This is a genomic window from Streptomyces sp. NPDC002004 (assembly GCF_053593975.1).
Genome location: NZ_JBSFDP010000013.1, coordinates 67,157 through 79,382, shown reverse-complemented (window position 1 = coordinate 79,382; position 12,226 = coordinate 67,157). Strand labels below are relative to the sequence as shown.

Sequence of the window (12,226 nt, the reverse complement as noted above, 5' to 3'; positions counted from 1 at the left end):
GGATCGCGACGCATACGCTTACACTGACCGCTCATCCGGACCTTTTGGGGGAGCCGACCCGTGTTTTATTACGTGCTCAAGTATGTCCTTCTGGGACCCCTTCTGCGGCTGGTGTTCCGGCCCCGGATCGAAGGGCTTGAGCACATTCCGGATTCGGGTGCCGCGATCGTCGCCGGCAATCACCTGTCGTTCTCCGACCACTTTCTGATGCCGTCGATCCTGAAGCGCCGCATCACTTTCCTCGCCAAGGCCGAGTACTTCACCGGACCGGGCGTCAAGGGCCGGCTGACCGCCGCGTTCTTCCGCAGCGCCGGGCAGATCCCGGTGGACCGCTCGGGCAAGGAGGCGGGCCAGGCCGCCATCCGCGAAGGGCTCCGAGTCCTGGGCAGGGGCGAGTTGCTCGGCATCTACCCGGAGGGCACACGCTCCCACGACGGGCGCCTCTACAAGGGCAAAGTGGGCGTCGCCGCCATGGCGATCAAAGCGGGCGTTCCGGTGATTCCGTGCGCAATGATCGGTACGTTCGAGGCACAGCCGCCCGGTCAGCGGCTGCCCAGGTTCCACCCCGTGACGATTCGCTTCGGAAAGCCGCTCGAATTCTCGCGCTATGCGGGTCTCGTGGACCAGAAGGCGGCTCTGCGCGCGGTCACCGACGAAATCATGTACGCCATTCTCGAGCTGTCGGGGCAGGAATACGTCGACCAGTATGCGGCGGTCGTCAAGGCCGAGGAGGCGGAGAAGAAGGCCTCCGTGGACAAGCGCCGTGCCTTTCCCCGGCTTCCGCTGAGCTGATGCGCGGCGGTGGCCCCGCAGACGTACGCGTTCACCGAAGGCCGCACCACCACACCGCTTCGCCGTCCGAGGAATTCGCGTACCGCGAAAGCAGCTGGGCGGCCCCGGGCGTCCGGCGTACGGTCCGGGCATGGGACACGCAATGATCATCGGTGCGACAGGACAGATCGGACGTGCCGCGGTCCGGGCACTGGCCGAGGACGGATGGACGGTGACCGCGGCCTCGCGCCGCGGTCGGCACGACGAGAAGTGGCCCGCGGGGGTACGCGCCGTGGCGCTGGACCGCGACGACGACGCGGCGCTCGGTGCGCTGCTGGGCGACGGATGCGACGTGGTCGTCGACATCGTGGCCTACGGGCGGCGGCACGCCCGCCAGTTGCTCACGCACGCCGACCGCATCGGCTCGGCCGTCGTGATCTCCAGCGGCGCGGTGTACGAGGACGCCGAAGGGCGCAGCTTCGACACCCAGGGGGAGCCGGACGGTTCCCCCGAGTACCCCGTGCCGATCCCGGAGAGCCAGCCGACGGTGGCGCCCGGGGACGCGACGTACGGCACCCGGAAGATCCAGCTGGAGCGGGAGCTGCTCGGCGCCGGGGACCGACTGCCGGTGACGCTGCTGCGCGCCGGTGCGATCCACGGACCGCACTCCCCCGCGCCGCGGGAACTGTACTTCGTCAAGCGGAACCTCGACGGGCGGCGCACCCGCATCCTCGCGCACGGCGGCCGCAGCCGCTTCCACCCGGTGAACGCCCGCAATCTCGCCGAACTGATCCGGCTGGCCGCCGCACGGCCCGGCTCCCGGGTGCTCAACGCGGGCGACCCCGAGGCCCCGACGGTCGAGGAGATCGGCGCGGCGATCGACGCCGTGATGGGCGTGCGGACGCGGACGGTGCGCGTGGAGGGAGCGTCACCCGGGTCCGGAGTCGGCCTCACTCCGTGGAGCGCACCGCACCCGATCGTCTACGACATGACGGCGGCCGAGCGGGAGCTGGGCTACCGGCCGGCCGTCGGCTACGCCGACTCGCTCCCGGAGACGGTGAGTTGGCTGGTGGACCAGCTCGGCGGCGGGGACTGGCGGGCGGCGTTCCCGGCCATGGCCCGGGCGTACGATCCGTCGGGTGATCTCTTCGACTACGCGGCGGAAGACGCCTGGCTGGCGCGGCAGGAGGACTAGGTGAGCGAGCACCCCCAGTACACCAAGCTGATCGGGCTGCTGGACGAGCGCGGTGCCGGGTACCGCGTCATCGAGCACGCGCCGGAGGGCGCGACGGAAGCGGTGAGCGCGCTGCGCGGCAACACCCTGGAGCAGGCCGCCAAGTGCATCGTGGTGATGGTGAAGATCGGCAAGAAGGAGAAGCGGTACGTCCTGGCGGTGGTGCCGGGCGACCGCCGTGTCGACCTCTCCGCGGTGAAGGCCCTGTACGGCGGGTCGTACGCCGGTTTCGCGACGCAGGAGGTCGCGGAGCGCCTCGCGGGCAGCGTCAGCGGCACCATTCTCCCGTTCTCCTTCGACCCGGATCTCGAACTGGTCGTGGATCAGGACCTGTTGGAGCACGAGGAGCTGTTCTTCAACGCGGCGCGTCTGGACCGTTCGCTGGCCCTGGACACCGCCGACTACCGGGAGATCGCCCGGCCTCGGACCGAGGCGATCTCCCAGTAGCGCTCAACCGGCTGTGACTACGGCTGCGGCGTGGCGTGCGGGGTGCACGTCACGTCGGCCGAGTCCAGCTTGCCGGTGAGCAGGTAGGCGTCGACCCGGTCGTTGATGCACGGGTTGACCAGACCGGTGACACCGTGCGAGCCCGCGTCCTTCTCGGTGATCAGGCGGGAGCCCTTGAACCGCTTGTGCAGCTCGACGGCGCCGGCATAAGGCGTCGCGGCGTCACGCGTGGACTGGACGATCATGACCGGCGGAAGGCCCTTGCCGGTCCTGACGTTCAGCGGGGTCTGCTGCTTGCTGTGCCAGGTGGCGCAGGGCAGGTTCATCCACGCGTTGGCCCAGGTCATGAACGGGTAGTCCTTGTTGAGCCGGGTGTTGTCCCGGTCCCAGGTCTTCCAGCTCGTGGGCCACTGGGCGTCGGCGCACTCGACGGCGGTGTAGACCGCGTTGCCGTTCTCGGCCGAGGCGTTGCCCGCGGTGTCGGACATGTCCGGGGCGGCGGCGTCGACGAGCGCCTGGGTGTCGCCGGCGACGTACTTGCTGAACACCTGCGCGGTGGGCACCCACGAGGAGTCGTAGTACGGCGCGTTCTGGAAGAAGGAGATCAGCTCGGCGGGGCCGACGACGCCGCCGAGCGGGTGCTTCTTCGCGGTGGCGCGCAGCTTGAGCCACTGGTCCTGGACCTTGGCGCGGGTGTCACCGAGGTGGAAGGTCGCGTCGTTCTTGGCGACCCAGTCCTCCCAGTCCTTCCAGCGGCCCTCGAACGCGATGTCCTGCTCCAGGTTGGCCTGGTACCAGATGTTCTCGCGCGCCGGGTTGACGACACTGTCGACGATCATGCGCCGGATGTGCCCCGGGAAGAGGGTGCCGTAGACGGCGCCCAGGTAGGTGCCGTAGGAGACACCCAGGTAGTTGATCTTCTTCTCGCCGAGGGCGGCCCGGATGACGTCCAGGTCGCGCGCCGTGTTCGGCGTGGTCATGTAGGGCAGCATGTCGCCGCTGCGCTCGGCGCAGCCGTCCGCGTACTCGGCGGCGAGCTTGCGCTGGGCGCGCTTGTCGGCCGTGCTGTCCGGGACCGGGTCCATCTTGGGGGCCTTCACGAACTCCTGCGGGTCGATGCAGGAGATCGGCGCGGAGTGGCCCACTCCGCGCGGGTCGAAGCCGACGAAGTCGTACGCCTTCGCGGTCTTCGCCCACAGCGGGTTGTTGGTGGTGATCCGGCGCGGGAACCGCAGGCCGGAGCCACCGGGACCACCGGGGTTGTAGACGAGCGCGCCCTGGCGCTCGCTCTTCGTACCGGTGTTGCCGATGCGGTCGACGGCGAGCTTGATCTGCTTGCCGAACGGGTGCGCGTAGTTCAGCGGGACCGAGACCCAGCCGCACTGGATGGGCTTCTCCAGCCCCCAGTCGGCAGGACAGTCCTTCCAGTCGATGCCCGCCTTGGCGGCCCGGGCCGCGGCGATCGCGGCACCGCGCGCCTCGCGGTCCTGGCCGGTGCGGGTGTGCGCGCTGGCGGCCGGCGCGGCCAGCGCGCCGACTATGAGCGTGCCCGCGACGAGCGTGCCCGCGGAACCGAGCACGGCGGAACGCCTCGCTCTTCCTGTTCCCTTCAAGTGCTGCCTCCCCTAGGCCGATTGAATCGGCGACAAGATCAGTACGTCGGTCGGACGTCGATCAGTAGGAGGGATCCTGGCGGCTGGTGGGTCCCTGACAACAGGAGAGACGAGGGTTCTTTACCAATCCGATAACCGGATAACGTGTCGTCGTTGAGCGGTGACGCTTCCTCAGGAGACGCGGAACACGGCCACGCGGACGAACCGGACACGAGGGCGCGTATCCGGGCCGGGCGTCCTCCGTGCCGCTCAGCCCAGCGCGTCCAGGGCGTCGTCCATGACACGGCGCAGCTCTCTCGCGTCCGGGGCGACGGCCGTGACCAGGACCGCGGGCCCGGCGAGCGGGGTCACGGCGGCGAGCTCGCCGAGAGGTGCGGCCGGGGGCTGCTGGCGCTCCCACTCCGGTCGTACGACGACCAGCTGGCCGACGGCCCGGTACCCGGCGATGCCGGCGGGTCCGTCCCAACCGCCGGGTGCCCCCGGGCCGCAGGCGAGTTCCTGGTCCAGCAGGGGCCGCCCGGCGCGCCGTACGGTCAGCCGGCTCGTGAGGCGGCCCGGGGCCTCGCCGGTGCGCCCGAGGACCTGCTCCTCGCGCAGCACGAGACGCGCGCCCGGGGCGAGCTCGGCCCGCGTCGTGACCTGCAGCTCGCTGTCACACGCCGAGATGAGCTGCTCCGGCAGCCAGCGCAGCTCGGCGCCGTCGGCGACGTCCAGCCGCACGTCGTAGCGCGCGGGCTCCTTCGCCTGCCCCGGCAGAGCGAGCGTCGCCGCGACCGAACCGACGTGCAGGTGCGCACCCTCGGCGGCCGTGGCCTCCACCCGGAAGTGGTCGCCGCCGAGCGGCCCGCTCATCGCGCCGACCAGCACGACCCGCGCCTGCGGCCCCGCGGACCGGATCCGGCGCAGTGCGATCGGGCCCTCGCCCCGGAGTACCGGCAGGGCGGTTCCGCCGCGGCCGTCCGCGACGGCGGAGATCCGGGCGGTGGCGCCGATCCCCGCGGCGGACAGCACGGCAGACACCGCTCCGGCCTCCGCGGCGGCGCCGGCTGCGCGGTGCGCCGTCCCTCCCGCGCCGTCCATGGTCACGGCGCCGCCCCCGGCGGCCCGGGCCACTGCGACGCTCCCACCGGCCATCCTGCTCACGTCCACGCCGCCAGCCGTGCGCGGACCCAGGCGGCGACCTGGCGCACCCCCTCCTCGGTCCTCAGGGACTGGAGCACCACGGGCAGTTCGGCGCGCTGCGCCCTGGCGTCGGCGGCCATCCGGGCCAGGTCGGAGCCCACGTACGGGGCGAGGTCGGTCTTGTTGACGACCAGCAGGTCGGCGGTGGTCACCCCGGGCCCCCCCTTGCGGGGGATGTCGTCGCCGCCGGCGACGTCGATGACGAAGATCTGCGCGTCGACGAGGCCCTTGGAGAAGGTCGCCGTGAGGTTGTCGCCGCCGGACTCGACGAGGATCAGATCGAGCGGTCCGACCTCGTCCTCCAGGTCCTCGATCGCTTCGAGGTTGGAGGAGATGTCGTCGCGGATGGCGGTGTGCGGACACGCCCCGGTCTCCACGGCGGTGATCCGCTCGGGCGGCAGCACCGCCTCGCGCAACAGGAACTCGGCGTCCTCGCGCGTGTAGATGTCGTTCGTGACGACCGCGAGCGACAGCTCGTCGCGCAGGGCCCGGCACAGGGCGGCCACGGTCGCGGTCTTGCCGGAGCCCACGGGGCCGCCGAGGCCTATGCGCAGGGCGCGTCGGCTCCCGTCGGGCCGAAGGGCATCGGCGCCGACCGCGGCGGGGCCGCCGTGGGCGTGGGAGTGGTCGAGGTGCATGGGAGGCTCCAGTCGTTCGGCCTGTCGTGGATTCTTGCCCGTCGTGCGCGGCGCGAGGACGGACCCGAACCGGGGCGGCTCGCCCGGCGTTCGAGGACGGACCCGGATGCGCGGCCCGTCCGGAGGTCGACGCCGGGCTCCTTCAAGGCGATTCGGTTCTCGGGTCCTGGGTTCCTGGGTTCCTGGGTTCCTGGGGTTCTGGGGTTCTGGGGTTCTGGGGTTCTGGAGGTTCTGAGGTCCTGGGGGCAGGACTCCAGGGCCTACGGGAATGGGTGGGTTCGGCGGGCGGGAGCGCGCCCTCCAGGGCCTGCCGTCGAACTGCCGTCGTCGGCCCGCAGGCCGGGCGGGAGTCCGGCGACGGGCCCTACGAGGCGAACAGCCGCACAGGCCACGCGGCATGCGCCTCCGCCCCGATCTCCAGCAGGGGCGCCGAGGCGGAGGGCAGCGCATCGACACCGTCGTCGACCGTCTTCCGCGCCGCCTCGGCCGCCCGCCGGGCGACGAGGTCGAGTTCCGGCGCGAGCCGCGCCAGCACCGCCGTGGCGTCGAACGGGTCGAGGCTCAGCAGCCGTACCACGGCCGTCGACGGCCCGCTGACGCTCTCGTAGGCCGAGCAGTACGCGGCGTCCTCGCCCCCGAGTCCGGCGGCCCGCGCCGCCACCCCGAGCACGACGGGCTGATGGGCGCCGCGCGGGCGTGCCCGTGCCAGCGCGTCGAGCTCGGGGTGCGGCCATGCCGCACGGGCGGCCCGCATCAGCTGGCGGCCGAGCCTGCGTGCGGCCGTGCGCAGCGCGGCCGACGGGGTACGGGCGTCGCCGGCGTCGTCCAGCGCGAGCGGGTCCACGCCGAGCGCGGCCGCCGCCGCGAGCGCGGCCGACACCACTCCGGTGGTGTGCAGCCGCCCCCGGCAGAAGTCCTCCAGGCTCGCGGCCCCGGTGATCCGTCCGGCGGCGACGGCGGCTTCGGCCCCGCCCGAGTGGGCGTGCCCACCGGCGGGGAACCGGCCGTCGGCCAGGACGAGGAGCGCGGCCCGGCTCATGACGTGCTCGTCATTTCCGTACCAGCCGTTTCAGAAGAGGAAGTACCGCTGGGCCAGCGGTAGTTCGGCGGCCGGTTCGGGCTCGACGAGCTCCCCGTCGATGGTGACCGCAAAGCTGTCCGGCGCCACCTCGACCCGGGGCAGGGCGTCGTTCTGCCGCATGTCGGCCTTGGTCAGTCCGCGCGTGGACGTGATGGCGACGAACCGGCGGGCGAGGCCGAGCCGGTCGGGCAGGTCGTCGTCGAGGGCCGCCTGCGCCACGAAGTTGAACGAGTTCGCGGTCGGAGCGGTCCCGTGGCCGCCGAACATCCGGCGCGGCAGCACCGGCTGGGGCGTCGGGATGGAGGCGTTGGCATCGCCCATCTGCGCGTACGCGATCTGCCCGCCCTTGATGACGAGCTGCGGCTTGACGCCGAAGAACGCCGGTTCCCACAGCACCAGATCGGCCAGCTTGCCGGACTCGACGGAGCCGACCTCGCGGTCGATGCCCTGCGCGATCGCCGCGTTGATCGTGTATTTGGCGACATAGCGACGGGCGCGGTGGTTGTCCGCGCGGTGGTCGCCGGTCAGTGCGCCGCGGCGGCGCTTCATGACGTGCGCGGTCTGCCAGGTGCGCAGGATGACCTCGCCGACGCGGCCCATGGCCTGCGAGTCCGACGACATGATGGAGATCGCCCCGAGGTCGTGCAGGATGTCCTCGGCCGCGATGGTGGTGGGCCGGATCCGTGATTCGGCGAACGCGAGGTCCTCGGGCACCGCCGGGTTGAGGTGGTGGCACACCATCAGCATGTCGAGGTGTTCCTCGACGGTGTTGACGGTGTGGGGGCGCGTCGGGTTGGTGGAGCTGGGCAGCATGTTCGGCAGCGACACGGCCGTGATCATGTCGGGCGCGTGCCCGCCGCCCGCGCCCTCGACGTGGAAGGCGTGGATGGTGCGGCCCTTGATGGCGGCGAAGGTGTCCGCGACGAAGCCGGCTTCGTTGAGGGTGTCCGTGTGGATGGCCAGCTGGGCGCCGCTGTCCTCGCAGACGCTCAGACAGGCGTCGATGACGGCCGGGGTGGCGCCCCAGTCCTCGTGGATCTTGAAGCCGAGCACGCCGGCACGCAGCTGGGCGTGCATCGACTCGGCGGACATGGTGTTGCCCTTGCCCAGGAAGCCGATGTTGACGGGACTCGACTCCATCGCCTCGAACATCCGGGCGAGGTGCCAGGAACCCGGAGTGATGGTGGTCGCCTTGGAGCCCTCGGCCGGTCCCGTTCCGCCGCCCACGAGGGTGGTGACACCGGAGGCGAGCGCTTCCTCGACGATGGTCGGCGAGATGAAGTGGATATGGGTGTCGATGCCGCCCGCGGTGACGATCCTGCCGTTGCCCGCGATGACTTCGGTCTCCGGGCCGATCACCAGATCGGGGTGGACCCCGTCCATGGTGTCCGGGTTGCCGGCCTTGCCGATCCCGGTGATCCGGCCGTCCCTGATGCCGATGTCGGCCTTGACGACGCCCCAGTGGTCCACGATGACGGCGCCGGTGACGACGGTGTCGGGGGCGCCCTGCGCACGCGGTGTGCGGGCCTGCCCCATCGACTCGCGGATGACCTTGCCGCCGCCGAACACCGCCTCGTCGCCGGAGCGGCCGGGGCCGCCGCAGCGGTCCTCCTCGATCTCGACCAGAAGGTCCGTGTCGGCGAGCCGGATCCGGTCGCCGGTGGTCGGCCCGAACAGGTCGGCGTACGCGGCACGGGAGAGTTGTGCGCGGGACGGTTCAGACATCGAGGGCACCTCCGGTCTCACCGCGCAGCCCGGGCACGATGCGCCGGCCGGCCAGGGGCACGAGTTCCACGTCGACGGGGATGCCGGGCTCGAAGCGCACGGCGGTGCCCGCGGCGATGTTGAGCCGCCGGCCGTGCGCGGCGGCACGGTCGAAGTCGAGGCCGGGGTTGGCCTCGGCGAAGTGGTAGTGGGAGCCCACCTGGATGGGACGGTCGGCGGAGTTGAGCACCGTGAGGCGCGTCGTCCCGCGGCCCTCGTTGATGAGGACGGGCTCGTCCGCGAGAAGGATCTCTCCGGGAATCATGCGGGCCCCCTCAGACGATCGGCTCGTGGACGGTGACGAGCTTGGTGCCGTCCGGGAACGTGGCCTCGACCTGGACGTCGTGGATCATCTCGGCGATGCCGTCCATGACATCGTCCCGGCTGAGGATCTTCCGGCCCGACGACATGAGATCGGCGACGGTGCGGCCGTCGCGGGCGCCCTCGAGGATGTGCGAGGTGATGAGGGCGACGGCTTCGGGGTGGTTGAGCTTCAGTCCGCGAGCCCGGCGCTTCTCGGCCACGTCGGCGGCCACATGGATGAGCAGGCGCTCCTGCTCATGGGGGGTCAGATGCACGGGTCCCACCTTCAGTCCTCGCTCCGGACCGTGCGGGGTCCGGTCGCCGCGGCCACCGCGACAGGCATGGCTGTGCTGCACAACGAATGCGCGCGATCATGCGCATGAGCAGCTACAAAACCCCAGGTGGCGTGGGGGTGCAGGCTAGTTCGAACGAGTTTCAGGGACGTTAACCAAGCTTTGGCCATGCCATGACCGTCCGCTGGCCGTCTCCATACCCGGACACATCGGGGCATCCGACGACGGCCCTCCCGGGCACCCGCGCGGCGGCATCCGACCACGGAACGCCCGGGCGCACGGGAAACTCCCGGGGGAACTCCGTGAGGCGACGGGCGCGTTCAGTGCGCCGCCGGCGCGCGTACTCGGCGGGCTCCGGTCACGCGACCGCTCCCTCCGGGCCCGCGGTCAGCGGATCTCCGGCCCCCGGTGTTCGGCCGCGATGCCGAAGCGGTGGCGTTCGCCCGGAGCGGACGAGCCCATCGAGCCGATGGACGAAACGGAGCTGACGGCCTGCTCCTCCGACGCGTCCTGCACTCCGCCGGCCGCCTCCAGACGCTCCAGGTCAGCGGCGGAAACCAGGGCGACGAGCGGCTTGCCGTGCCGGGTCACGACCACGCGCTCGCCGCCGTAGACGACGCGGTTGATCAGATCGGCGAGCTCGGCACGTGCTTGCGTCACCGGAATCTCGTAGGCCATGCTCCCCACATTACGTCATGTACGTCCTGTACATTTTTTACAGAAGCCGAGGTCCGGGGGCGCCCGCCACCGGACTGCGGCACCCGCCCCGAGAAAGGCATGCCATGCACCGACCGGCCGCCCGTCACGTACTGCCCGAGTTCACCGAGCGCACCGCCACGGGGCAGCGCACGATGGACCCCTACTCGCGGCTTCTGGAGGAGCGGATCGTCATCCTGGGCACGCCGGTCGACGACACGACGGCCAACGATGTGATGGCGCAGTTCATGCACCTGGAGTACGCGGCGCCGGACCGCGACATCTCGCTGTACATCAACTCCCCCGGCGGCTCGTTCAGTGCGATGACGGCGATCTACGACACCATGCGGTACGTCGGCTGCGAGGTGGAGACGGTGTGCCTGGGGCAGGCGGTCGGGGAGGCCGCGATCCTGCTGGCGGCGGGTGCGCCCGGCAAGCGCTCCGCACTGCCCGGAGCGCGCATCGTGCTGCGCCAGCCATCGGCGCCGGAGCCCCTGCAGGGCCGGCCGGACGACCTGGACATCCATGCGCGCGAGCTGCTGCGGGCGCGGGCACAGTTGGAGGAGATGCTGGTCCGGCACACCGGACGCGAGCCCGAACAGGTCGCCGCCGACATCGAGCGCGACACGGTCCTGGACGCCGCGCAGGCCGTCGCCCACGGACTGATCGACGCGGTGGTCCCGAGCCGCAAGACTCAGCGTCCCGCACACGGTGCGAGGTGACGCGCCGATGCTGCCGCCCGAACTGCCGCCGCTGCCCGCGCTGACCCGCGCCGAGGCCGAGCTGATCGACCGTTATCTGGAGGTCGTCGACCTGCTGGGCCGCATCAACCCCGCTCGCGCCGAGCGCACCTACGGCGGTCTGCGCGCCGCCCAGGCCCTGGTCGGCAAGGCCACGGCGCTCCGCGACGCGCTCACCCTGATGCACCAGCGCGGCGAGTCCGAGGTGCACGGTCCCACGCTGGTAAGGGCACTGCGCGTTCTCGACGGCGAGCGGCGCGCCGCCCGGGTCACGCTCCCGCCGGCCTGACTCCTCCGGCAGGGCGGACCGACCCGCGACGAACAGGGCCCGCGAGGGACCGGACTCCACGACGGGCCCGACGCACGCACGCACGACCGACCGGACCGAACCGGACCGAACTGAACCGGACCGAGGGCACCCCGGAATCGGACGAACTGAGTTGACGACCCGTTCGGAACCGACCCCGACACGTCCGGAAGCGATCCGAAACGCACCAGACGGGTTACCCCCCGATGGCGTAATCGGCCATCGACGCGATGGACGAACAGAGTTGCTCGATCCGCGTACAACTCACGTGGAATCTCACGCTCCGCCGCTGGTCCGGGGGTCATCGACACCCTCCGTGATGTTCGAAAGGTGTGGTGTCCACCCGAACAGACACATCGTGAGTAGCCTCACAAATGCCCGGCAGAACTCGGAATTCGCGCCTTTCGTGCGTGAAGATCCCTTCCGACGACAAGACCCCGCCACCGCGGCGGGGCGGTCCGGGCGGACGCCGAGTCCTGCCGCCGCCCGGATACCCGGTCGACAGATGTGGATCGGCAGGAGTGGAGGACCCAGCACGGCGGGCCGGCCGGAGCGATCCGATCGGTCCTTGGGGTGAAGCCGCGTCAGCGGCCGGGCATCTTCGCCTGCCCGAACCCGACAGGTCATCCTTCACAGGCGGCTGACGAAGGGTTGCGCATGACTGCGCTGAATCGCGTCCCGTCACTCCTGGGCCGGGCCGGCACCGCATCGGCTCTCACGCTGGCCGCCGTCGGCGGCACCATCGTGGTTCCGGGGGTCGCTGCCGACGCCGAGGCCGCCACGTTCGGAGCGAGGGCGCTCCAGGTGGCGGCGTCCAAGAGGGGCGCGCCGTACCAGTGGGGGGCCACCGGACCACGCCGCTTCGACTGCTCCGGACTGACGCTGTACTCGTTCAAGCGCGCGGGCAAGAAGCTCCCGCGCACGGCCGCGGCGCAGTACAACAGGACCCGCCATGTCCCGGCGTCCCAGCGCCAGCAGGGCGACCTGGTCTTCTTCCACTACGGCTCGAGCGTCTACCACGTGGGCATCTACGCCGGGAAGGGAAGGATCTGGCACTCCCCGAAGACCGGGGACGTGGTCAAGATGTCGAAGATCTGGACCAGGAACGTCTGGTACGGGCGGGTGCGGTGACCCTCGGGCGCCGGCGCATCCGCTGA

14 protein-coding genes and 1 riboswitch are annotated in these 12,226 nt (G+C 71.3%); of the genes, 6 read left to right on the top strand and 8 right to left on the bottom strand.

The window, feature by feature from the left end; all coding sequences use genetic code 11:
* The first annotated feature begins 60 nt into the window (after nucleotides 1–60).
* The 3 genes from ACWCP6_RS20910 to ACWCP6_RS20900 all read left to right on the top strand — a co-directional run bounded on the left by ACWCP6_RS20910 (nucleotide 61) and on the right by ACWCP6_RS20900 (nucleotide 2,452).
* Nucleotides 61–792: a lysophospholipid acyltransferase family protein gene (locus ACWCP6_RS20910; RefSeq protein WP_450933963.1), complete on the top strand. Its 732-nt coding sequence runs from the start codon at nucleotides 61–63 to the stop codon at nucleotides 790–792.
* A 130-nt stretch (nucleotides 793–922) separates the two neighbouring features.
* Nucleotides 923–1,966, top strand: coding sequence for an NAD-dependent epimerase/dehydratase family protein (locus ACWCP6_RS20905; RefSeq protein ID WP_450933962.1), 1,044 nt, complete (start codon nucleotides 923–925; stop codon nucleotides 1,964–1,966).
* Entirely contained in the window at nucleotides 1,967–2,452 is a 486-nt protein-coding gene (locus ACWCP6_RS20900; protein ID WP_450933961.1) for a YbaK/EbsC family protein, read from the top strand.
* Nucleotides 2,453–2,469: 17 nt separating this feature from the next.
* Here the strand turns inward: ACWCP6_RS20900 and ACWCP6_RS20895 are convergent, their stop codons facing one another.
* The 8 genes from ACWCP6_RS20895 to ACWCP6_RS20860 form a co-directional block, all read right to left on the bottom strand.
* Nucleotides 2,470–4,065 carry an alpha/beta hydrolase gene (locus tag ACWCP6_RS20895; RefSeq protein WP_450933960.1) on the bottom strand — a complete coding sequence of 532 codons (1,596 nt, stop codon included), beginning with the start codon at nucleotides 4,063–4,065 and terminating at the stop codon, nucleotides 2,470–2,472.
* Nucleotides 4,066–4,314: 249 nt separating this feature from the next.
* Nucleotides 4,315–5,073 carry an urease accessory protein UreD gene (locus ACWCP6_RS20890; RefSeq protein ID WP_450934082.1) on the bottom strand — a complete coding sequence of 253 codons (759 nt, stop codon included), beginning with the start codon at nucleotides 5,071–5,073 and terminating at the stop codon, nucleotides 4,315–4,317.
* A gap of 131 nt (nucleotides 5,074–5,204) precedes the next feature.
* Nucleotides 5,205–5,885: an urease accessory protein UreG gene (gene ureG / locus ACWCP6_RS20885; RefSeq protein ID WP_450933959.1), complete on the bottom strand. Its 681-nt coding sequence runs from the start codon at nucleotides 5,883–5,885 to the stop codon at nucleotides 5,205–5,207.
* 364 nt (nucleotides 5,886–6,249) lie between these two features.
* Nucleotides 6,250–6,924: an urease accessory protein UreF gene (locus ACWCP6_RS20880; protein ID WP_450933958.1), complete on the bottom strand. Its 675-nt coding sequence runs from the start codon at nucleotides 6,922–6,924 to the stop codon at nucleotides 6,250–6,252.
* Nucleotides 6,925–6,954: 30 nt separating this feature from the next.
* A complete protein-coding gene (locus ACWCP6_RS20875) occupies nucleotides 6,955–8,691 on the bottom strand; it encodes an urease subunit alpha (RefSeq protein ID WP_450933957.1) in 1,737 nt (578 codons plus the stop codon).
* Nucleotides 8,684–8,995, bottom strand: a complete 312-nt coding sequence (locus ACWCP6_RS20870) for an urease subunit beta (protein ID WP_450933956.1) — start codon at nucleotides 8,993–8,995, stop codon at nucleotides 8,684–8,686. The genes ACWCP6_RS20875 and ACWCP6_RS20870 overlap by 8 nt, the downstream gene beginning before the upstream one ends.
* A gap of 10 nt (nucleotides 8,996–9,005) precedes the next feature.
* On the bottom strand, nucleotides 9,006–9,308 hold the full coding sequence (locus ACWCP6_RS20865) for an urease subunit gamma (protein ID WP_450933955.1): 303 nt from the start codon (nucleotides 9,306–9,308) through the stop codon (nucleotides 9,006–9,008).
* 405 nt (nucleotides 9,309–9,713) lie between these two features.
* Complete coding sequence (locus ACWCP6_RS20860; RefSeq protein WP_450933954.1) at nucleotides 9,714–10,004, bottom strand: type II toxin-antitoxin system Phd/YefM family antitoxin; 291 nt, start codon at nucleotides 10,002–10,004, stop codon at nucleotides 9,714–9,716.
* A gap of 104 nt (nucleotides 10,005–10,108) precedes the next feature.
* Between ACWCP6_RS20860 and ACWCP6_RS20855 the strand changes: the two genes are divergently transcribed.
* From ACWCP6_RS20855 to ACWCP6_RS20845, 3 genes are all read left to right on the top strand, one after another.
* Nucleotides 10,109–10,744: an ATP-dependent Clp protease proteolytic subunit gene (locus tag ACWCP6_RS20855; RefSeq protein ID WP_450933953.1), complete on the top strand. Its 636-nt coding sequence runs from the start codon at nucleotides 10,109–10,111 to the stop codon at nucleotides 10,742–10,744.
* Nucleotides 10,745–10,751: 7 nt separating this feature from the next.
* On the top strand, nucleotides 10,752–11,051 hold the full coding sequence (locus ACWCP6_RS20850) for a hypothetical protein (protein WP_450933952.1): 300 nt from the start codon (nucleotides 10,752–10,754) through the stop codon (nucleotides 11,049–11,051).
* 507 nt (nucleotides 11,052–11,558) lie between these two features.
* Nucleotides 11,559–11,723: riboswitch (cyclic di-AMP (ydaO/yuaA leader) on the top strand.
* A gap of 3 nt (nucleotides 11,724–11,726) precedes the next feature.
* Nucleotides 11,727–12,200, top strand: a complete 474-nt coding sequence (locus ACWCP6_RS20845; RefSeq protein ID WP_450933951.1) for a C40 family peptidase — start codon at nucleotides 11,727–11,729, stop codon at nucleotides 12,198–12,200.
* The last annotated feature ends 26 nt before the right edge of the window (nucleotides 12,201–12,226 follow it).